Origin of the sequence: Sphingobacterium sp. UBA5639 (assembly GCF_002421245.1) — a bacterium.
In the GTDB taxonomy this organism is placed as follows: Bacteria; Bacteroidota; Bacteroidia; order Sphingobacteriales; family Sphingobacteriaceae; genus Sphingobacterium; species Sphingobacterium multivorum.
Genome location: NZ_DIJR01000005.1, coordinates 278320 through 302461, shown reverse-complemented (window position 1 = coordinate 302461; position 24142 = coordinate 278320). Strand labels below are relative to the sequence as shown.

13 protein-coding genes are annotated in these 24142 nt (G+C 43.4%); 6 read left to right on the top strand and 7 right to left on the bottom strand.

Annotation, left to right across the window (positions count from 1 at the left end; all coding sequences use genetic code 11):
• Positions 1–5 precede the first annotated feature (5 nt).
• The 3 genes from B4Z90_RS05100 to B4Z90_RS05090 are packed head-to-tail and all read right to left on the bottom strand — an operon-like array spanning position 6 to position 5456.
• The gene (locus B4Z90_RS05100; protein ID WP_046676362.1) at positions 6–401 is read right to left on the bottom strand and encodes a hypothetical protein; all 396 of its coding nucleotides are present in this window, start codon (positions 399–401) and stop codon (positions 6–8) included.
• 25 nt (positions 402–426) lie between these two features.
• On the bottom strand, positions 427–2259 hold the full coding sequence (locus B4Z90_RS05095; RefSeq protein WP_286801558.1) for a RagB/SusD family nutrient uptake outer membrane protein: 1833 nt from the start codon (positions 2257–2259) through the stop codon (positions 427–429).
• A gap of 11 nt (positions 2260–2270) precedes the next feature.
• The gene (locus B4Z90_RS05090) at positions 2271–5456 is read right to left on the bottom strand and encodes a SusC/RagA family TonB-linked outer membrane protein (protein WP_286801557.1); all 3186 of its coding nucleotides are present in this window, start codon (positions 5454–5456) and stop codon (positions 2271–2273) included.
• A 376-nt stretch (positions 5457–5832) separates the two neighbouring features.
• On the opposite strand from B4Z90_RS05090, the gene B4Z90_RS05085 reads away from it, so the two are divergent.
• The 6 genes from B4Z90_RS05085 to B4Z90_RS05060 all read left to right on the top strand — a co-directional run bounded on the left by B4Z90_RS05085 (position 5833) and on the right by B4Z90_RS05060 (position 13108).
• Positions 5833–7353 (top strand): PQQ-dependent sugar dehydrogenase, encoded by a 1521-nt coding sequence (locus B4Z90_RS05085; protein ID WP_286801556.1) that lies wholly within the window; start codon positions 5833–5835, stop codon positions 7351–7353.
• A gap of 5 nt (positions 7354–7358) precedes the next feature.
• Positions 7359–8591: an Nramp family divalent metal transporter gene (locus B4Z90_RS05080; RefSeq protein ID WP_115048013.1), complete on the top strand. Its 1233-nt coding sequence runs from the start codon at positions 7359–7361 to the stop codon at positions 8589–8591.
• Between the two features lie 7 nt (positions 8592–8598).
• Positions 8599–9621, top strand: a complete 1023-nt coding sequence (locus tag B4Z90_RS05075; protein WP_286801554.1) for an NAD-dependent epimerase/dehydratase family protein — start codon at positions 8599–8601, stop codon at positions 9619–9621.
• A complete protein-coding gene (locus B4Z90_RS05070) occupies positions 9621–10685 on the top strand; it encodes a dihydrodipicolinate synthase family protein (RefSeq protein ID WP_286801552.1) in 1065 nt (354 codons plus the stop codon). Before B4Z90_RS05075 ends, B4Z90_RS05070 begins: the two co-directional genes overlap by 1 nt.
• Before the next feature lie 174 nt (positions 10686–10859).
• Complete coding sequence (locus tag B4Z90_RS05065; protein WP_286801551.1) at positions 10860–11768, top strand: helix-turn-helix domain-containing protein; 909 nt, start codon at positions 10860–10862, stop codon at positions 11766–11768.
• Positions 11769–11914: 146 nt separating this feature from the next.
• A complete protein-coding gene (locus B4Z90_RS05060) occupies positions 11915–13108 on the top strand; it encodes an MFS transporter (RefSeq protein ID WP_115048005.1) in 1194 nt (397 codons plus the stop codon).
• Between the two features lie 249 nt (positions 13109–13357).
• Here the strand turns inward: B4Z90_RS05060 and B4Z90_RS05055 are convergent, their stop codons facing one another.
• The 4 genes from B4Z90_RS05055 to B4Z90_RS05040 form a co-directional block, all read right to left on the bottom strand.
• Positions 13358–17542 (bottom strand): hybrid sensor histidine kinase/response regulator transcription factor, encoded by a 4185-nt coding sequence (locus B4Z90_RS05055; RefSeq protein WP_286801550.1) that lies wholly within the window; start codon positions 17540–17542, stop codon positions 13358–13360.
• Positions 17543–17604: 62 nt separating this feature from the next.
• Positions 17605–20304, bottom strand: coding sequence for a glycoside hydrolase family 88 protein (locus B4Z90_RS25030; RefSeq protein ID WP_312208390.1), 2700 nt, complete (start codon positions 20302–20304; stop codon positions 17605–17607).
• A 58-nt stretch (positions 20305–20362) separates the two neighbouring features.
• Positions 20363–21550, bottom strand: a complete 1188-nt coding sequence (locus B4Z90_RS05045; protein WP_286801547.1) for an alginate lyase family protein — start codon at positions 21548–21550, stop codon at positions 20363–20365.
• 17 nt (positions 21551–21567) lie between these two features.
• Positions 21568–24138 (bottom strand): glycoside hydrolase family 95 protein, encoded by a 2571-nt coding sequence (locus tag B4Z90_RS05040; protein ID WP_286801546.1) that lies wholly within the window; start codon positions 24136–24138, stop codon positions 21568–21570.
• Positions 24139–24142: the final 4 nt, after the last annotated feature.

Sequence of the window (24142 nt, the reverse complement as noted above, 5' to 3'; positions counted from 1 at the left end):
CTTACTTATTTTTGTACTGTCAAATAAACTTTATACGTCTTACGAACCTTTCTATTTCCAGACACAACAGTCCATTCACGTGGCGTATCCAAATTGGAAAAATCTTGTTTTCCTAAAATCTTAGGATCTAATACCGCATCGGTGACCAATGAAAACTGTGGGTATAGATTTTTCAAATCCGTACCAAAGAGCACCTCCACTTTTATGGTTTGCTCAACGGTATCTACCAAGGCAGCTTTGGTCCGTACCGTCTGAAAATCGGCGCCCAACAGTTCAAAACTACTGACATAACATTCCGACCTGGTCGTGATCAACAAACCATCCTCATCCATTGGATAATCATCCTTACAACCGGACAAGCTAACGAACAGCATGCCGATTAAAAATAATGTATATTTCATCTTATTACAGTCAAGTGTTACCATCTTATTTCCAAGGTATATTTTGTGTTAAATTCGGATTCCGCGAACGTTCTGTTTCCGGGATTTGATAGATATAACACTTTTGATAAGTCAACTCAGACTCATTGAAGAAAAAGCGCTCCCAATTATTCCCAAAACTATCCTGGAACCATTTCCCATCACCATAAGGCTTACCAAATACGGTTTCCAGTTTACGCCATCTCCGCAGGTCAAAGGCACGCTGTCCTTCACCAAACAACTCTACAATCCTTTCCTGTTCTATAGCATCAAAAAAAGCATCACGAGAAGCGGTTTTAGCACCAGCAAGCGCGGGCAAGTTACCACGGCGCCTGACCTTATTAACCAAATCAATCGCATCCGCCTGTGGACCACCAATCTCATTGGTCGCTTCAGCATACATCAGATACACGTCTGCAATGCGCATCAAAGGCCAATTGTAATTTCCGTCACTACGTGCCACACCACCATAATTGCGCACAAATTTACGCGATTGTAATCCCGAGAGATTTGTGGTATTATCGGTGAAGGAAGTTTTGTAAGAGACACCGTTAACCGTCACCGCAGCACCCCAAGTTTTGTAGACAAAAGGAATATAACCTGTCGTCTCCGTAGGGCTCATCCCCATAATCAGTTCATAATCCCACAACAAAGTCGCTTTCATGCGATAATCGCGATTACGGTACGACTCAGGGTTCACCGCTGAATTTGCTGTTGTACGTGCTGCCGGATTTTTCACTGGATCTAGCTGAACCATCTTGGGCAAGAAATCTCCCGTAACGGTAGATTGATAACGGTCGGCCAATTCATAACGCGGAATAGCTTGGTTCTGCCCTAAAGACACCAATGGCCCAGTCCACACACGTTGATATTCCTCACTCTGTTTTGTACCCACACCGCCATGGGTAAGCACCATGACCATTTCCTCATCTTGACTCAAGTTGCCCGTAGAAGGTATAAACATGTAGTAATAATTTGGGAGCACATCTGCCTTCCCCGATTCACCCCATGAACCTGGGTCACCATTTCTAAACATTTTGATACCAAAATCATTGATCACACGCTTAAAATCCGCAGCTGCCGCCGTATAGGCCGACTTAGCGTCGGCAGCAGATTGCACAAATCCATCCAATTCGGGCCATCCATTTTTCTTCCACGAACCCCAGTACAATTGAAACTTACCACGGAAGGCCAACGCGGCAGGCTTACCGGCACGACCAATTGCAGCCCCCTTATTCGGCAATTTGTCCACAGCGTAATTTAAATCAGCCATAATGGAATCTTTCAGCTGCGCAATAGGCATTCTACGCACCGTATCAGCCTCTGCAGGCGCCGGTGCCGATTTATAAAAATAAGGTACATCGCCCCATAAGGAAATCAGTCTAAAGTAGGCAATGGCACGCAGCAATTTGGCTTCCGCCACGATTGTTTCCAAGGTCTGTTTTACAGCATCAGTTTTTGCTACGGGCAGCAAGCGCGCATTGGTATTTTCGATCACAAAGTTGGAACTGAATATAGATCCATACAATGCTCTATACATTGCCGACGCACCGGAACCATAATTCATCGGACTATTCACCGTTAATGAAATAGGCGCCGCACCGGTATTGTACACCTTCAGGTAATCACCATGACCATCAAAATGATAGTCACGATCAAAACAAGGTCTAAATATCGAATAGTTCGCCATTAAGGCAGCAAGCGCGTCATTTTCGTCCACCCAGAACGTTTCAGAGCTTGGCGTTGTTGTTGGATTTTGATTTAACAAATCTTTGCGGCACGCGGATAAACCAAGAAGCAACAAAGAAGAAATAAACACGATGTTATATATCGATTTCATAAGTTCAAATATTATAAGTCTACATTCAGTCCAACCACAAAACTCTTGGTCATCGGATAGGCATCATTGGTATAGGTACTTTTCTCCGGATCTAAGCCTTTAAAACTCGTCAAAACCGCCAAATTATCTACAGAACCAAATACACGTAACTTCTGGATCCCCAGCTTCATCAGTAATTCTTTCTTAAAAGTATAGCCAAGCTGCAGATTTTTAACCCTTAAATAAGACATGTTTTGCAACCAAAATGTACTCAAGTATGCATTTGGACTCGTTGATCCCAATGTACTTGGAAGCAATTTAGGATAATCGGCATGGCGATTGTCCAGGCTCCACATATTATTCCACTGATCTTCCGTAATCGCCTGATTTGCCGTCCCTAAAAAATTTGAATTCGCTTTGTTCATCCAAAATTCTTTTCGTCCGGTAGCAGCCTGCAACAGGAAAGAGAAATCAAAACCTTTGTAGTCAACAGAACCTCTAAATCCGTAATTTACCTTTGGCCTACCCAATTGGTAAGCGGGATATGCCACGCGGTCATTCGCATCCAATTTGCCGTCACCATTGACATCTTTCAACAAAATATCTCCCGGAGAAGCCCCCTGAGGAACTGCATTATAGACATCCTGCCAAGACTGCGCAATGCCCAACGATTCGAAAGCATAGATAAAATTATAAGGCATATCAATAAATACCGAACCTCTTTGCAACTGCTCATTCCAAGACAGTAGCTTGTTCTTGTTGTAGCCCACATTAAAGTTCAGCATGTAACCCACATCACCTTTTCTATCATTCCAGGTCACATTTGCTTCCAGCCCTTTATTCATCATATCGCCGATATTACGTCGCGGAGCAGCAAATAAACCCGTCAGATGCATCGATACATCCGAAGGTCTGTTCATACCGATCGTCTTTCTTTCGTAGTAATCCAACTCGGCCGTCAGTTTATTTTTAAAGAACCCAAGGTCCAAGCCCAAATTAAACACACTTGTCTTTTCCCAGGTAAGGTCATAGTTGATCAGTTTTTTATTGATCAACCCCTTGACAACAGACCCTGTTCCTGTACTATTGTCAATCAGATAGTAGGGACTGGACACCAAAGATTGTTTCTGCTCATACAAGCCTACACCACTATTATTACCCAATGAACCATAAGAAGCTCTAAATTTGGCCGAACTCAGGCTAATCTTCTCCTTAAATGCCGACATAAACGCCTCATCTGAGATCCGCCACCCCACTGCCGCGGAGGGAAAAAAACCATATTGATCGCCCGGCAAGAAACGCGAAGAACCATCTACCCGGAAGTTCCCTTCAAACATATACTTTCCAAAGGCTGTATAATTTAATCGTCCGATATAGGAACGTAAACCTTCCGCCGATGATGATCCCGACACATTTTGTACATCTTCAGACGCACCATCGATTTCATGTAAACTAGGATGCAAACGATCTAAGCGACTACCCGCCAAAACACGATTGTTCCAATATTCTTCGGAATACACGGCCAAAGCAGAGAAATCATGATTAGCGCCGAACTTATGATCATAACTCAACTTGAAGTTCAGCTGCGTTTTGTAATTGTTCCGGTCTGTATTATAGATCCCATCATTTGTTGGCACAAGATCCCGGATAGACAATCCTGTTCGGATGTTATACAATTTTGTCGGCATATCTGCCTTCCATTGAAAACGCGTGTCATAATTTAGGGCATAATCCACTTTAGCCTCAAACCCTTTGAACGGCTTCCAGTTTAAATAACCATTCACCAGAGCCTGCTTTTGATTCATGTGGTTCTGGTTGCGCGTCATGTAATCCGCATAAATATTATTGGCCTGCGGACTTTCATTGTAAGACATTGCACCACCATAAAAACCGGTCATAGGATCATAAGGCAATATACCTGCTGGCGAGGTAAACAAATCCATTCCACTTGTTGAGTTGGCAGTCATACCATCCTCGTAGTTATACCGGTAATCGGACCAATTTCCGGAGAACCGGACCCCAGCACCGATGGTATTGGTTACTTTTGTTTCGAAGTTAAATGCAGCATTATAACGTTTAAAATCATTATTGATCTGTATCCCCTTCTCATCCAGCATACCCACAGACAAATAGTAATTGTTATTTTCAGTCCCCCCATTAATGGAAACATTATAATTCCCGCTTTGACCATTGCGAAGAATAACATCCCACCAATCGGTACTTGGATACAATCTCGGGTCGATCATACTTAAAGCCAACCATTCGTCGATCGTTCCATTTTTAAAATTGAATGCAGATGCAGCGGTATTATAAGCCTGGGCCCTTTGCGTAGCCGTCATTGCTTTTGCATAATTATTAACAAAATCAAAAGAGCGGGTAGGTTTCACCAGCGATTTGTTGGCACTAAAGGAAATAGCCGTCCTACTGTTTCTTTTACCAGACTTTGTCGTAATCAATACAACCCCGTTGGCCGCTCTGGAACCGTATACAGCAGCGGAAGAAGCATCTTTTAGCACGGTCACACTTTCAATATCATTCACATTCACACGGTTCATATTGACATCGGGCATCCCGTCGACCACGATCAGCGGTCCAGCACTATTGACCGTCCCCAGCCCCCGGATCAAAAGATCCGCTGCATTATTTCCGGCCATCCCTGAGTTTTGACTTACAGCCAAACCGGGAATAACACCCTGTAAGGCCTGCGAGGCATTGGAAAGCCCCCGGCTTGAAGTAGATTGGTCAAAATTGACACTGGCCACAGCACCAGTCAAGTTGCCTTTTTTCTGCTTACCATACCCCACCACAACCACTTCATCCAGCGCATTTTCGCTCGCATCAAGCACCAAAGCCTGCACGTCTTTCCCCGACACCACTTTTGTATTAAAACCGATTAACCGAAATTGAATCTGATCTGAAACCGAACCCGTTAATTTAAAACGGCCTTCTTGATCCGTAACGGTAACAGTTGCATTTTTAAGGTTACGCACTTCCACACCGGACAGTGGCTGCCCTTTGGCGTCCAGCACCTGCCCGACAAGCTGCTGCTGAAATTTAGCTAAACCCGGCGAAGGATTTAGAACATCCGAGATCGGAATCTTTCCATTATTAGGGGAAGAAGGTACATTTGCCAATGCAGCCATCGAAATAAAAGGTAGCCCTACCAACAGGCAACTCCTGTTTATTACATCCCGGATTTTAATCTGCTTTAGTATCATGAATACTCAGGTTAAAGTGGTTAAATAAATGATTTATAAGCTCTTTAGTTTATTGGTATTTTTTAAGAAAAATAATTTTCGACCCCTATGCGATCGCAATTTCTCTTCTTTACTTTATCATAGTGAATACAATAATATATATTTTTTGTATACAATTCAATATTTTTTTCACTTTTTTACAAAAATAGCTTTGCTAACAAGTTCGTGACAAATCTATAATACCACATTTTTGCCCACCAGATTATAAACTAAATCGTATTTACCTTAGGCTGATAAAATATTTTTGTATACAATTTAACTTATTTTTTGTATATTTATTTTTATTCGACTACATTTGACTAACCACATAAATCAAAGGAATAACCGTAGATCCTATATGAAAAAACAAACCTATATTTGGCTTGTATCGCTGATCCCGCTGCTTTCTTCCTGTTCTTCCGAGACAGAAAGAGAACGTAAACCCATAAATAACATCCAACTGGAGCACAGCATACTATCGCTAACCAAAGAAGCTACAAAACTCCATGTGCCCTGGGATTTACAATATGACCGGGTCAATAACGCCATTCTGTTTTCTGAAATCGGAGGAAGTATACGAAGACTGGATACAAAAACAAAAGTTGTTACTTTGGTGGACAGCCTGACCGACGTATACCATCAGCGCACCCTGGGACTCTTGGGAATGGCGCTCTATCAGCCGGAACAGCAGCAAGCTTATCTTTACCTTTCTTACACCAGCAAAAAAGATAGCCTTATTTTTTCCAACCTATATCGCTACGATTATAATAAGGCAGGCAAGTTGTCAAACCCAAAATTGCTTTTACAGATCCCCGGAAACACGGGACATAACGGCTCCCGAGTTATTGTTTCGACAGACAAAAAAGTATATTGGGCTACAGGAGATGCCGCAAGTGATACCTTCGCACAAGACAGCACCTCATTAAACGGTAAAATCTTACGCCTCAATCTCGACGGGAGCATTCCCAAAGACAATCCAATTAAAAACAGCTATGTATATGCCTGGGGATTTCGAAACATGCAAGGACTTACCCGTGATGCAAAAGGCTTAATTTACACCTCCGAACATGGCGATGCCATCGAAGATGAAATCAACCTGATCCAACCGCTAAAAAATTATGGCTGGCCACAGATCGAAGGCATGATTGACACGGAAAAGGAAAAAGCTATCGCCAAAAAGTCCCCAAGACAGGAACCTATTAAATCGTGGACTCCAGTCGTTGCACCATCTGGTATGGCCTATTACGGTTCCAACGTTATCCCTGAATGGCAACATAGCTTATTGCTTGCGACGTTAAAAAATCAGTCTCTACGTATCCTAAAATTATCTGCCGATGGGCAGCAGATCGTCGATGAGAAGATCCTATTCAAAGATCAACTTGGCCGGCTAAGATCCGTATTGACCTTACCCAATGGGGACATTTATTTCTGTTCAAGCAACCGGGACTGGAATCCACAAAAGGGGTTTCCAAAACCCGATGACGACGTGATCTACCGACTCCGCATTACCGATAAAGCCGTTGCGCCAATGATTAAGCCCGTTGCAGCCAACGCTGTCAGCTCCCCGACCAAAAGTGGTCAAGCCTTATACGAAGCGTATTGTGCATCTTGTCATAAAGCAGATGGAAAGGGACTTACAAACACCTTCCCCCCATTAGCCAATTCATCTCTTGTCAAAGGCGACCCAGCACCTTTATTGCGGGTTATCCTCCACGGACTGAAAGACAAAACAATAGCCAAGGTCAAATACGAGAGCGCAATGCCATCTTTTTCATTCCTGAAAAATGAAGAGGTCATTGAAATTACCAATTATATCCGTACACACTTTGGAAATTCTGCACCTAAAATCAACCAACAGCATTTAACCTCCTTACGATAAATCTCATGGAAAATAACCTCGAGCCAAAACCCTCTTTGTTTAAAAATTGGCTATCCATCTTAGGTCCCGGCATCATTACCGCCGCCCTGGTTTTCGGGCCCAGCAAAATGACCATCACATCAAAAATGGGTGCAGATTATGGCTTCGCCCTATTATGGGTTGTCGTCGTCGCGATCTTTTTTATGATGGTTTTCACCAATATGGCGGCACGTATCGGCATTGCGAGAGACGAATCTTTACTTACCTTGATTCGCCAGAAATTTGGTAAAACAACCGCCATCATCATTGGCCTCGGAATCTTCCTTGTCGCAACCTGTTTTCAATCCGGAAATGCCACAGGGGTCTCCATTTCTGTTTCGGAAGCAACGGGGACAAACCCCAAAATATGGATCATCGTTTTTAATGTCATCGGCATTTTACTGTTGTTCTTCAAGTCTTTCTATGCGCTACTGGAAAAACTGATGCTAGCACTTATTATCCTTATGCTATTTGCTTTTTTATCCACAGCCATAATGACAAAGACGTCTGCACAGGACTTTTTCTTAGGTTTTATTCCAAGCCTCCCGCCTTTATCAATGGGTTTAATTATTGCTTTCACAGCGTCTTGCTTTTCGATTGTGGGTGCGTTTTATCAAAGTTATCTTGTGCAGTCAAGAAGAAAACTGTCGTCCAACAAGCAGACTTCGGAACGGCAAATAGTCGGGAGCAGAATCGGCATCATTATACTCGGGATCATGAGTGCTGCCGTGATGGTCTGCGCTGCAAATACCCTTCATCCGCAAGGCATCAAATTGAGTTCTGCCGCTGAGATGGGCCGTGCATTGGAACCGCTTTTGGGAAGCTACGCCTCACACCTCTTTTTTATCGGTCTTTTCGGCGCCTCCTTTTCTTCCTTGATCGGCAATGCTGTATTAGGCGGTTCATTACTGGGCGATACCTTTGGCTTCGGCAACAATCTCAATCACCCCAAAGTGAAACTCTTTATTTCTTTGGTCATGATTTTTGGGTCTGCCATCGCACTGATCTTCGGAAATCTCCCCTTGGAGCTTATTGTTTTTGCCCAAAGCATCACCATTTTTCTTGTTCCCTTTATTGGCATTATCCTCTTTCTGATCGCAAACGACAAAGAAATTATGGGTGCGCTCAGAAACAGCCCACTAACAAGATTATGGGCAATCCTCGGACTTCTCTTACTCGTTTTTCTTGCTTTTAGTAATTTCTATAATTTAATCAAATAATTCAGACATGGACCATAACAATTTAGCGGAATTGGAACAGCAAATACTTGCACCATCATTAGATCTAATTGAAGATATAAAAAAGATACAAGGTGATATTCTTTTCCTAGGTATTGGCGGAAAAATGGGGCCAAGCATGGCAAAACTAGCCATGCGGGCTATTCAAGCTGCAGGAATAGACAAAAAGGTCATTGGTGTTTCGCGTTTTTCAACCAAGGAACTCCAACAGGAACTGGAAGATCTAGGCATAGAGACCATCGCCTGCGACCTGCTGAATGAGGAAGAACTCAAAAAGATTCCGCAGGTTCCGAATGTCATTTACCTCGCAGGACATAAGTTCGGCACCACAGGAAATGAAGATTTCACCTGGGCAATGAACACCTATCTTCCCGGAATGGTAGCTTCTCATTTTCGAGACTCCAACATTGTTGCTTTTTCTTCGGGTAACGTACTGCCCTTTGTGCCGATAAGCAATGGCGGCGTTTCCGAGGAAAGAACGCCCGAGCCTGTCGGTGAATACGCACAATCCTGCTTGGGACGCGAGCGCATATTCGAGTATTTTTCGAAGAAAAATGGTACACCTACCCTGGTCTACCGATTGAATTATGCGGTGGATTTTCGCTATGGTGTCCTCGCCGAAATTGCAAAATCGGTCAAAGGGCAGCTCCCAATAGATTTGACAACCGAAAATGTCAATGTCATCTGGCAGGGAGATGCCAACGAAATTGCCTTAAGATCATTATTGCACTGTCAGTCTCCGGCCAAAATACTGAATGTCACGGGGCCCGAAATCCTTTCTACACGATGGATCGCAGAGCGCTTTGCTGAGCATTTCAACACTAGGCCCATCTTTGTGAATGAGCCCGCCGGAACTGCTTTACTAAACAACGCTTCCGAATGCCATCGTTTATTTGGCTACCCGAAGACAACCATACGGGAAGCGATAGACATTACAGCCAAATGGTTGATCCAAGGTGGCGAACTATGGAACAAAGACACGCACTTTCAAGAACGAAAAGGAAAATTCTAATGAAAACTTTAGACAACAAATTACAACAGTTGCTTTGGGAAGGGACGGTCATTCCGGCGCACCCCCTCGCCCTCCATGAGGACCGCAGCATTGACGAAGCGAATCAACGACTCCTGACCCAGTATTACATAGCCAGTGGAGCGGGCGGAATCGCTGTCGCTGTACATTCAACCCAGTTTGAAATCCGGGACCCTGAGATCAATCTTTTTGAAACCGTGTTGCGATGGGCTAGCGAAGAAGTCGATAAAGCTGAGCTCCAACGACCATTTATCAGAATTGCGGGCATCTGCGGCGCCACAGAACAAGCGGTACAGGAGGCAAACACGGCACTTCAATACGGTTATGATATCGGACTTTTGAGTATGGGCGGACTCCAAAGCTGGACTGAAAATGCAATATTAGATCGAGTCAGAGCAATAGCAGCTATTATTCCTGTTTTTGGATTCTATCTTCAACCTGCCGTTGGTGGCCGTATTTTCTCTTATTCCTTTTGGCAGCAGTTTGCCGAAATCGACAACGTCGTCGCCATCAAGTGCGCGTCCTTCAACCGCTACCAGACATTAGACGTTATGCGTGCTATAGCAAACTCCAGCCGGCGAGATCAAATTGCCATGTACACGGGCAATGATGACAATATTGTCAACGATCTGATGAGCGTGTATAATTTCCCCGTAGCTGGAGAAAACGTCTCCATAGAATTTAAAGGTGGCTTACTAGGTCATTGGGCCGTTTGGACGGCAAAGGCCGTTGAGCTCCTTCGGGAAATAAAATCATACAAACAGAACCCCAATAACTTCCACGCGAGCCATCTCCTAAGCAAAGCAATTGCTGTCACAGACAGTAATGCCGCATTTTTTGACCCAGCAAATGCATTCCATGGCTGTATACCAGGCTTACATGAGGTGCTCCGTAGACAAGGTTTGATGAAAGGTATCTGGTGTCTGAACCCCGACGAAAATCTTTCCATCGGACAGCAAGAAGAAATTGATCGTGTATATAAAGACTACCCTGAGTTAAACGACGATGAATTTGTCAAGGAGTTTCTTAAATCTAGATCCCAATAGTCGCTTCCTTTTATAACAATCGGTTCCCTCTCAAAGGTCTCATCACCCGGGCTAGTCATAGCTAACGAGGTGATGGGACCTTCCTTTTTGCTCCAGTTCATATTTTACCAATCAATGACTGACCGGGAGGAATCTCGCGCACAACAAAAGGTTTGATTTTTATAACTTTGCGTCATGACAACTTCTGAAAATATAATTGATTTCTATCAACGGGTATTTCGAGAATCCAATTACCCAATAAGCTCCTCGCCCGAACAAATTTCTCATTTTAACGTATTTTCACGTGAGCATTGTCCCTTAAAATCACCGTACAATAGAAAAGATTATTTCAAAATATCCCTTATGATCGGCGAGGGTCAACTGCATTATGGCGATCAATGGATCCCTATTGACCGTCCAGCGCTTGTATTTTCAAGTCCGCTTGTTCCCTACTCTTGGGAAACAGACAATCCCGATCAAAAAGGATGGTTCTGTCTTTTTACGCAAAAATTCATTCAGGAGGACAAACATTACAACCACAACATCCTCGAAAGCCATTTTTTCAATCCGAGTGGTAGCCCCGTCTATTTCTTAACGGACGAACAGGTCGATCTTTTCGATCACATTTTTCAGCGCATCAATGCGGAACTGCTATCTGATTTTTCGTTCAAATATGAAATTATCCGGAATCAGTTGCAGTTACTCGTTTTAGAAACATTAAAACTAGCGCCAAATGAGGGAATATCACCTTACCAAAACGCCAATCAGCGTATTTCACATCTTTTCTTAGAGCTACTGGAACGCCAATTTCCGATTGACACCGAAAATTTGCTTCGTTTTAAAAATGCAACGGATTATGCACAGCAGCTCAATATCCATGTCAATTCGCTAAACAGGGCTTTGAAACAAAATACAGGAAAAACCACACAAGAACTTATCGCGCTACGCATCACACAGGAAGCAAAAGCCCTCCTCCAACATAGCAGCTGGAATATCAATGAAATCGCTTATGCCCTGGGTTTTGAGGAACCCGCAAACTTCAGTAATTATTTCAAAAAACATGCGGGTATACCACCTTTAGCCTACCGCAATAAGCCTGTTTGATTTTCACAATAATTTGTTTGAATTCTATATCTTTCGAAACAGGCAATGAAGCTACTTTTGTCCACATCATATTTAGCAGGTCAAATAGAAAAAAGTGGCTGGCTGCATGAACGTCCATAGAGACGCGAAATTTAAAAAATTAAAGGATGGAAAAAAACACTAAACCACAGCAATCTTTTATCCCGACGATACTAGCATTTGCACTTGTTCCGATTACGGGACTTGCGACCGATATTTATCTTCCGTCGATGCCACAAATGGCGCAGGAGCTTGGCTTGAATGAAAGCAAAATCCAGCTAACCCTTTCGCTTTTTCTAATCAGCTATGGTGTTGCTCAGTTCTTTACAGGAGCGTTGGTTGACGCTTGGGGAAGATATCGCATCAACCTGATATCACTTTTCCTTTTCATTGTCAGTTTCTGGATTACAGCAAGCACGCAAGATATTTGGGTTATTTACCTGATGCGTATTCTACAGGGCATCTTATCGGCATTCGTGGTCATCTCAAAAAGAGCCTATTTTGTGGATGTCTACGAAGGTGAACAGCGCAAGCACTACCTCAGCATTATGACCATCGTCTGGTCGATCGGGCCGATTGTCGCTCCTTTTATTGGCGGCTACCTTCAGACACAATTTGGTTGGCGTTCTAACTTTATGGTTCTGGCCGTTTACAGTGCTGTACTTTTCATCCTTGAACTGATCTTTTCTGGCGAAACAATCAAACAGAAGAAACCTCTCCATATCAACTACCTGATTGGCGAGTTTAAAATGATGCTTAAAAGCAATGATTTTACCTTCGGTATAGTCATGTGCGGTATCTCCTACGGTCTTGTCATGTTCTACAACCTCAGCGGTCCCTTTTTTATTGAACACCAGCTGGGCTATAGCGCAATCACAACCGGTTATACCTCGCTAATTATGGGCTTAGCTTGGATGTGTGGTGGTTTTATTGGTAAAGCCCTTATTAAAAGAGCCTTGGTTCCGAAGTTGAGAATCGCCAACTTCATTCAGATCAGCCTGATTGTATGTATGCTCTTGGTTTCACCTTACCTGTCAAATCTCTATACATTGACATTTTTCGCATTTGCTGTACATTGTACAGCAGGATTTATTTTTAACAATTATTTCAGCTACTGTTTAGGGAGGTTTCCATTGTCGGCAGGTATCGCCGGCGGATTGGTTGGCGGAATTACCTACCTGCTGACCTCTTCACTCAGTTACATCACGGTAAGCTTGGTAAACCCTTCTTCGCAGTTTCAGATTGGATTAGGTTATGGCATATTTGCGCTGTTGGGATTGACCACTTTATACGTTATTCATAAGTTGGTCAAAAGCGTATAAGCTATGGGCAGGTTCTTTCAGCGACAGGGCAATATTAACCTGTAGCTGGACAACTACAAAACTATACTTAAAAGTTGAATTATTTTTAAAATAGTATTAAAAACAACTATATTTGTTGCATCATAATTTAGGTTTATAATTGGTTATTGAAGGTTTTCATTCTCCCCGTTTGAAAACCTTTTTTTTTGACCGAAAAAAAATTCAGTCTGCTGTCCTCGCTGCTGCTGACCAAATCACGAAAACCCTTGCTTATTTTTCTAAATTGCTACTTTCCTTTACACCGAATTTTTCAACATAGGTACGTGGACTCTCCTTATAGAATTTCTTAAATGATTTGCTAAAATACTTTGGATCATTGAACCCGACCTGATAAGCCACCTCGCTGATACTCAAACCTGTATCGTTCACCAAAATATAGGCTGCTTTCTTGAGACGGACCATATTAATAAATTCAACCAGATTCAGTCCCGTTTGCTGCTTAATCTTGCGGTACAAAACAGAGCGGCTCACACCGATGGCTTTTGTAAGATCAAGCACGCCAAAATCTTCGCAGCCCAGATTTTCTTCAACAATCTTCAACACCTGATCCAAGAAACGAGTTCTTTCGGGCAGATCTGTTCCCTGCGCTCCAAGAAGATAATGCTGTACAAATTTTTCCTCCAACCTTTTCCGCGTCTGTAAGATGTTAGAAATTTTCTGAATGAGGTGCGGCATACTGAAGGGCTTGGTAATGTAATCATCTGTACCGATTTCAAATGCCTCTGTGATATAAGGATCAGCTGTGCGGGCTGTCAAAAGAATCACCGGAATATGATTTGAACTGCTATCATTTTTAATCTGCTGCAAAAGTGTGATTCCGTCACAGTTGGGCATCGTTACATCCGAAATGATAATATCGGGCTGTTTTGTTTGCACCAATTCCAAGGCCTCAATACCATCGTTGGCTTCCAAAACAATATATTTTTTTCGTAAATTTTCACATAGAAAACAACGTAGCTCCACATTGTCCTCGGCAACAAGTATGATGGGTTTATCTTCCTCCGCCGCAGGACGCTCAATTGCTGTTTTTGTAGTATCCACATAGGGCATACCGGCATCTGCTGGGTCAGCGCATATCATCCCTGGAATATCCGTTAAGACCGGTAGCTCTTCGATGACGACAGCGCTCTGGGGCAGGCTGATCCGAAATACCGTATTGTAGTCTGTCGTTTCCTGTGCCATATTGCTTTCAACAGTGAGTTTCCCGCCGTGCAACTGGACAATGGAACGGCAAAGTGCCAAACCTATTCCACCGTTGGTAGCCGACAAGCCTTTTGTATTGGCCTGATAAAATTGTTCAAATACAAAAGGAATATCTTTGGGTGGGATTCCACGCCCGGAATCCCAAACGGAAACAAGCAATTTCTCCAACTCACCTTCCACTTCTAGCTCAACCTGTATCTTTATTTTACCTCCCTTATCCGTAAATTTAAACGCATTATAAATCAAATTGACAAGGACTTTTTCAAATTGTTCCGGATCGAAACCTGTAACGTAATTAGGACTTACCTTATTATCCAGAAAAAACTGAATATTATTTTTTTCGGCAATAAAGTGAAAATTCTGGCGAATGTTTTCCAAATACGTAGCAAGATGAACCTTTTGGCAAAACAATTTCATCTTTCCGCCTTCATGTTTTCTGAAATCAAGCAGCTGATTGACCAGATTCATCAACCGATCGGCATTTCTCGTCGCATAACCAAGGTGCTCCTGTGCATACGCTGAAAGCGATCGGTCGCCTTTTAATTGATTTAACGGCCCGATAATTAATGACAATGGCGTACGGAATTCATGGGAGATATTGGTAAAGAAATTCAGTTTTGCTTCATGCAGCTCCTCCTGTTTTTCCGAATCTATTTGCCGAATCAAAAGGTCCTGTTTCAATTTATTCCGGCCGTGGAAAAATCGGATAATCAAAAAACCGGCCGCAGCAAAAAGAAGAAAATAGCCGCTATAGGCCCACCATGTCTTCCAGGGTGCTGGCCGCACTTTAATCTTCAAAACCGTTGCCTTTTCGTTCCATACCCCATCGTTGTTAGCCCCCTTTACCCAAAGCTCGTAGGTACCAGGGTCTAAATTGGTATACGTAGCCACGGGATTGCTCACATAATTCCAGTCTTGATCAAAACCTTTCAGATAATACGCGTATTGATTTTTCTCCGGATGGACATAATTCAACACACTGAATTCGAGACTAAAAACATTTTGATTGTGATCAAGTATCAATTCATCCATCATGGATATATCTTTGGGAATAACAGCATCAATACCTGGGAGAACTGTTTTATTGAATAATTTCAGCTCTGTAAACTGAATGGGGGGAATATAATTATTGACACTTAAACTATCCGGATTAAATAGGGTGAAGCCGGAGAAACTTCCAAAGGCAAGTTTTCCGTCCCGCAACATTGCTGCTGCATTTTGAATATATTCGTTGCCAGGAAGACCATCGGTCTTCGTATAGGTGCGTACATGACCCGATAGGGGGTCGAAACAAGAAATCCCTGTATTTGTACTCAACCACAATTTGTTTTTCAGATCGCTCAACATCGCAAAAACATTGTTGATCGGCAATCCATTTCGTTCATTGAACCTTTTGAACGCTTTCTTCTCCGGAAGATAGCGATTGAGCCCGCCCATATAGGTACCGATCCAAATCTGTCCTTTTCGATCTTCATGGATACTCACAATATCATTTCCGCTAATTGAAAGAGAATCTTTCTTGTCATTTAGAAAGGAAACAAATTTATCGGTACCGGCTAGTTTTAGATTTAACCCATTGGAAGTACCGATCCATAGATTACCTTTTGAATCCTCTAGCAAAGCGCGCACCATATTGGAGCTCAATTGCTTTCCTGCAACATCAAATGTCTGGAAAGATCCCACTTTCTGGTTTTTACGAAGCACCTGTAGTCCGCCACCGAACGTGCCAATCCAAATATCGCCATTGCGATCCTCTAAGATTGCATAGACATTATTGTTTGCCAGGCCATTACTTACATTGGGATCGAAACGAAAATGTTCATAGCCTTGTTGCCCCTTTCGTCTTAAATTCAATCCACCGTCATAGGTACCTACCCATAAGTTCCCTCCCTTATCTAGACAGATGGACTTCACATTGTTATGACTTAGGCCATTCAGGTTATTTTTATCGTGACGTTCACTAAAAAACGAATTCGTACCCCGATTAAAATAATTCAATCCTCCACCCTCAGTTCCAATTACAAGTTCTCCCATTCCATTTTCAACAAAAGCGCTCACCACATTGTAACTTAAGCTATTGCGTTTAGCTTGATGGGTAAAATTCTGAAAATTGGGAATATCCTTGTCATAGATATTGACCCCTCCAAAATAGGTTCCGATCCAAATAGATCCCCTCTTGTCCTGAAATATAGGACGAATGGAATTATTGCTTAAGCTATTGGGATTTCCATCGTCTGCCTGAATAAAAAGCAGTTTTCCATTTTGATAAACATATAGGCCATTGAATGTTCCGATCCAAATCTTTCCATCAACTGTTTTTTTTAAGGACCGTACATCTTGACTGGCCAAACCTGTATGATTGCCCGCTTCAGTTAACGAGGATATTTCGCCTGTATGCTCATTGATAATCCGAATCCCATTATATTTCGTGCCTACCCAGAATATACCTGGACTAACCTCCAATACGGCCTGAAACCGTTGATTAACTTTATTATCTACTGATTTCTCTTTGAAGTAAGTCCGTAGAACCTTTAAACTATTTCCATCTTTCGATGCGGCCTGCATGAGTACAATGGCATCATCAGTACAAAACCACAATCGCTTTCTGCGATCCTCATACACGGTTCGAAAATTACGATAGTATTCTTTTCCCTGGCTTCTTTCAACGGTAATCTCATTGAAGACCAATTCCGCTTCGAGATGCCGGCCCTCTTTAATCTTATACAAGCCTATATTTGTCGCAATCCAAATCTTGCCCTTGGAATCCTGAAAAATCTGATGAACGTTGACATCCATTTTTCCACTGCTACTCTCCACAGTAGGTAAGGGTATACGGATGAAATTGTCTGACGCACGATTGTATAAATTCAGTCCTGTCATTGTCCCTATCCAAAGCCGCCTTTTGTTATCTTCCGTAATCGCTTGAATAAAGTTGTGCTCTAAGGAAAGGCTATCTTGTGGATTGCTGCGGTAAATCGTAAACTTTCTGGCGTCGTACTTATTTAAGCCATCACGGGTACCGATCCACATAAAACCCAAATAATCTTGAGCAATAGCGAAAACGCTGCCCTGAGACAAACCTTCATTGACATCCAAGTGTAAAAAACGATAGTTTTTTTCCTGCGCATGCAAAACAGAAATTAACGCTAAAGCACAGCAAAAACAGCGCACAAAAACACGTAGTGGCATCATAAGGTATATAATTGAAATGGATGATAAAAATAATCATTCCATTGAATAAACACGAACAAGAATCACTTTAATCGATCTTTTAATTGTTGCTCATAAAGCGAGCCGATCGACATTATCCGGTTTTGATTTTCCCAATAACCAGCGTTTCTATTTTTCAATCTTCCAGCTACTTTCTCTCCCTTTACGCCTATGGCAAAATTTTGCCCAGAAGTCCAGGGCTGTTGTACTGCAGCACTTTTGACCGTACAATTCCATAAGACTTGTGTCACCCCAGCCCAACCGTGTCCACTCCCCCAATTACCCCGATCCTGCACATTAATTTCACCATCCGTTACGATTTGATCGTATAAGGTTCCAACAGCCCATCGATGATGTGGACCAATATCCGCATGTGTTCGTTCCGCGCTAGAAAGGCTAAAAACGTTCGGACCGAGGGTCCTGGCCCCTGTTACGTAATCATGACGACCTTCCGTCGTATAAAGTTCTTTAAATAAATTAAGCTGACCGTCATTATTGAACGAATACCTCCGCCCGCCTGTAATTTGAGATTTTCCATCCAGACACCGCGACTTCATTACTGTAATCTGTTTGGCAAAAGCACCAAGACTCACCGCCGCATAGCCAAAATAACGCGCGGTGATATTGCGCACCCAACCATTCGTTATTTTATCCATATCAATTGCAATCCAGCCGTGATTTTCGTCCGTATCACTTACAAAATCAGACTCGAACCGTATATTTTCGATCCCAACTTCACTTATACGCCCGTCGAAGGTGTAGGGAATAACGGCCACTTTTGCGTACCTCGGATCAATCGCCATCACCAGGGGATTATCAAAAAATACAGAGTCACCTCGAATGGCTAAAATAGTACGTTCAAAATTTAGCTTGTATTCCCGCGCTGTCCACTGTTTCGTCCCTTCTCTTTTTTCAATCTGGTTCATTCGAAGCGCTTCAATCCAGGCATCGTTCATTTCATACGAGAGGAGGACCTGCTCGCCCACTCTCCATTCCTTCGGACGATCGACCAGAACATAGTTAGCCCCTACAGGTCCATAGCCAGGCTTAACAAACTGTTGTCTAGCCTGATCCACTGTATAATTACCCGTACCGGAAACTTTCAATAAGCTCCGTTGGTGCTGGCCTGCTGCTTTAAGCAGGGTTTGTCCTTCGGCATCCCCCTCACCTCTCAACACCACACCGCTGGCATGAATTTCCAAACTCCCAGGTATAGTGTATAGGCCTTTTTTTAACAAAACAGCACCTCTGTAACCGTTTTTATCAGGTGTTTTTGCTGCTACGGCATCGATAGCCTGCTGTATAATTTGCTGATCATCGCCATTTATGCTGGGTTTTACCGTAACCACGACAGGAACATTGGGCAGCTTTTGATCACCTTGATGATAGCCCACATGGCTAAAGTCGGGGATGACGTTTCCCTGTGCATCCGGAAAATAGATCAATTGTCCCGCTGGATTTTTCCGGACCAGATCCGATTGCACTTTTCCGGACTGCAGCTCTTCTTGTCGATGCAGTGCTTCCAAGAAATAATAATCGGCATAACTCAAAGGTTTATCCACTTCGGTATTGGAAGGTTTCGATCCCGTACTGTGTAATAATATAAAACCGCGATTTTTATTTGGTGGCGACATGTAATGGTCTATCAGGTTAGCCAATATGGTCTGTGCTTTTGCACGATAATCTTTTCCTTGGTTGCTATACGTGCTTAATTCCAACAGCCCCGATGCGATGACTGTCGCTGCCGACACATCCCGTGGTTCATTTGGTATATGAGGTGCATCGAAATCCCAATAAGGGATCAAGTCTTTCGGCATATTAGGATGTGTAAACAGCCAATGTGCAACTTTTTCGGCTTGCTGCAAATATTTCGGATCGCCGGTTTCTCTGTAACACATCGTATAGCCATACAGTGCCCAGGCTTCACCCCGCGACCAGGTCGATTCGTCACTTAAGCCCTGATGGGTGTTTTTATGCTGCACTGCTCCTGTTTTCGGGTTGTAGTCTATCACATGATAGGTACTGTAATCCGGTCTAAAATGATTTTTTAGCGTTGTGTTGGCGTGGCTCACCGCGATCTGATAATAAGTAGAGTCTCCAGTGAGTTTGGTTGCTTCAAACAGCAATTCTAGATTGAGCATGTTATCAATGATAACCGGAAAGTCCCAGCGGTGGCTATTGTGGTCCCACGAACGTATACAGCCGACTGTTGGATTGAAACGGGTTGCCAGCGTTTTGGCTGCCTGTACAAGCACCTCCCGGTACTGTGGATTTGCGGTTAAGCGATAACCATTTCCAACGCTACAATAGATCTTAAAGCCCATATCATGGGTCTTACCATTAAATTGCTCCGCCTCGATCGACCTTGTTGTTTCCGAAGCGAGATCCTTCCATTGTTGTTTTCCCGACTTTTCGTAGAGAAACCATAGGACGCCAGGAAAAAAACCACTGGTCCAGTCCCCCCTTTTCACAGCAACCAGTTCGTTATCTGTGGAAAGCGTACGTGGCGAAACCAAGGATGAATCCCTTTTTTTCAAGAGCTGCAATTCTTTATAAAGTAGTTGAGCTTGTTGATCTGCAAGGCCCCACGCTTTTTGCAGCTGCCTGGTACTCTGTGCCTCAACGTGTTGAAAAGCGCACAGAATTCCCGTCAAAAATAGTGCTTTGGCAATGGATGGCCTTTTTAAATTTCGAAAGCGCAAAAAGAGGGTATATCTTCGCAAAGACGTCGCATTAACATTCATGTTATCTGTAGGTTTTTAAGGTGAAATGGTTAAGTTATTTTATAAAGAGCCAGGAAAATCAAAGCCATATAATCGGGTTGCGAATGGGTAAATTTCGAACAACCTCTTCTTGTTCAGGTGCATGATCAAGCTTTTTCCAAAGCTGCAGATAGTCTTTATTCTGGTAAGCTTCTGCCGAAAATACGAGTGCCGGATGCGCAATTGGCCACTGATCCCAATACATGACATCTTTCGGATATGGCCATTTTTCTTTATCTGCAATATAAGGGATCATAAAATCAACACCCGTTTTTATTGTCCGCCCATCTGACAATGTATACTGCCAAAGGGAGGTGTTGGTCTTGGACAAAATCTGGCAGATCATGGTCATCGCATCCAGATTAAACAACGCGTATCCATAAGGTTTTGTCCGCTGCAATTCTCTCGGAAAACTGCCATTAGACTCCATTTGATTCGGCAATAACACGTGCGCATAGCGATCTGCACATCTGTTGAGTAATACCGTGTCTTGCACCAAACTCGAAAATGCAGCGACCTGCATCACCCAACAGGTACCATGGTTATTGGCAGCATTCATTTCATCGATCCCATATTGATGCGTTGTAAGCCAGCGTAAATAGGTTGCAAACCAGCGATGTATGGCATCCTTAGCAGCCTGTGGAAAATTGGGGTCGTCTTCAAATATCTTTACGCCCTGTGCAACTTCCATCAGATGAATGGTATCAATAATGCCTATTCCTCGCCCTGTAAAACGCCCTTGTATAGCCTGAGCATAAAGAAGATTCGGATTCATCATCGTCTCTGCATCCACGAACCAAGCCTTTAAATGGCGAAGGGCCTGCTGTACGTATTTTTTATCTGGATTCAAACGATAGGCTGAGGCCAGTGCCCCCACGATTCGGCTAAAGCGGATCATCGCTTTACGATGTTCAACGAAATTGGCTGGATTAGTCATCCCATCCCGTTGAATATAGGGCGCAGCGGGATCTTTGGGATCGGGCCACCAATAATCGCCTTCAGAATAAAAATCATGAATACCCCCGGTACTCCGAACTGCCTTATAAGCTGTCACAGTCAATGGTTTCTGCTTCATCGCCCACTTGGACTGCTTTAGGATAACAGGGCGCAGCGTCTGGATGATCTCCTGCTCAAAAATACCTTCCTTCATTTTTGCCCTCAAGAATAAAGGGAAAATTGCGATCCCAAGGAGACAGCCCATGACGCGAACAATTGATGTAAATTTCATTTTTCCTGGATTTTGAATTACATTGGAACAATACGGTACCGTTTACCTTTTATGGTCTCAAATTGAACTTCAAACGTTTTTGGACCAGCTAAAAGGGGCAGTTTGGAAGAATCCGCTACCGTATACGGAAGTTGTTCCGGTTTATATAATAGCGCATTGTCTGTGACAGCTGCCTGATTTGATTCGACACCGACAACTTTAACGGGTAAAGGTGTACGCAAACGACAAACACCACCAATATTGGACACGATCATTGCTTCGGTCAATACGTTATTTTTCCAGGCAATATCTACGGTAAAGTTTCCCCTGGCCTTAATTCCTTTTATCGTCCCAGCAGACCATTCATCAGGTAGGGCCGGTAACAAGTGGACGGCTCCATCATGACTCTGCAGCAACATTTCAGTCATTCCCGCCGTAGCACCAAAATTCCCATCTATTTGAAAAGGTGGATGTGCATCAAATAGATTCGGATAGGCTCCGCCACCGCTCATCTGCGCACGGTCCAATTTGGGATCAATAAAATTTAAGGCATCCTTGAGGATTTTATAGGCATGATTTCCATCCTGAAGCCTCGCCCACCAATTTGTCTTCCAGGCCATCGACCAGCCGGTACTCACATCGCCCCTTAAAAGCAATGAACGCTTGGAGGCCGCAGCCAAAGCCTTGTTTTCTGCAAGGCTGATCTGATTGCCCGGGTATAATCCAAATAGGTGGGAAATATGCCGATGCTGGTCCTTTGGATCATCCCAATCTTTAAACCATTCCTGCAATTGTCCATATTGCCCCACCTGATAGGGATAAAGCTTTTCCTTCGCTTGTTCTAGTGCTGATTTAAATTCAGGATCAACGTTCAGTATAGCACAGGAGTGAATAACAGCTGTGAAAAGCTCCCGAATGATCGCCATGTCCATGGTAGAGGCCATGGTCAATTGATATTCCTTACCTGCTATTTTAATTGTATTTTCAGGTGAAGTGGACGGATTGGTGACGAGATATTTATTTCCGAGATCCGCAATCAGCCATTGCAACATAAATTGGGCTGCCCCTTTCATCAAGGGGTAGGCCTTCTCCTTCAAGAACGTTTTGTCACCCGTAAAACGGTAGTGTTCCCATAGATGTGTGCTCAACCAGGCTCCTGCCATAGGCCATGCCGACCAGCGCGGCATTCCTATGGGATCCCAATCGTATCCGCCCGGAGGGGAAGTTTTGGCCCATAGATCGGAATTATGATGAACAACCCAGCCCTTATCGATATTGTAATTTATCGATGCTGTTTTGGCCCCATTGATAGCCAGCTCATCCATAAAATCAAACAAGGGTTGATGACATTCTGCAAGGTTGGTATTTTCCGCGAGCCAATAATTCATTTCTGTATTGATATTGGTCGTGTAATTACTTCCCCAGGGCGGCTGCACATGATCATTCCAGATCCCCTGTAAATTAGCTGGTCTCCCTCCTTGTCTGGAACTGGCAATCAACAAGTACCGTCCAAAATGATAATACAGTGTCAGCAGCCCCAAATCGGCCGGTCCTTTGGAAAACTGTATGATACGTTGATCTGTAGGCAATTTATCATGCGCAGAGGTACCAGCCAGCTCAAAGGCTACTCGATTGAATAGTGCTTGATAATCTTTTTGATGATCGGAGAGTATGGTCTGAAAATTCTTTTTGGAGACAGTATGCATGCGGTTTTTTGCGAGCAGCGTGGCATCTTTACCTTCCTGACTCGGCGACTTATCAAAACCGTTAAAGCTTGTCGCTTCCGTCAAAAATAAAATCACCTCATCAGCGCCTATGATCTTAAGCTTATCCCCCTCTTTTTTTACCACGCCACCGATATTCTTTACGCTTACCTGCATCGCAAAAGCCATCCCTTTTCCGCCAATACTGTCGTACACGACTTGTTGGGGTTCATAATCCCTATTGGCGACAAAACTTGGTGCTTTACCCTGCAAGGTCAGCTGATTATTCCCTTGCGCTGAAACACTGTATTTTAGCTTACTGGTTAAGGAAAGGTCGAATGTAATTGATTTTTTCTTGTCGGCCTTCAGTCGAACAACCAATGCTTTATCCGGAAAGCTGACAAAACTTTCTCTTAGGTATTGAACACCTTGATAGGAATAACTGACCAGATTGATCGCTCGCTCCAGATCCAGCTCCCGTTTGTAATCTTTTATCTTTTTTTCGTCCTGGTGAAAATCCAACCATAAATCGCCCATAGGTAAATACCGGGCAGAATAAGGTCCTTGCATTTTCTTCCAAAGAACTGCTGCCTCTTCATATTTTCCAGCAAAGATGGCTTGGCGCACCTGGGGTAAAACCTGCGGGCCGTTTGCATTATTGCCCGCATCGGGTTCACCCGACCATAGGGTATTATCATTAATTTGAAACCTATCTTTACTTAGCCCACCAAAGACCATCGCTCCTGTAGTGCCATTGCCTAGCGGTAGTGCCTCCTCCCAGAGCGCGGCCGGTTGATCATACCAAAGCTTGAGCTGCGGCGAATTGCCTTGTGCACGGCATGGCGCAAGCGACCCCATAAGGCCGAGCAGTAAAAAGAAGTTCAAATGATTCGTTGCTTTTAACATCTTG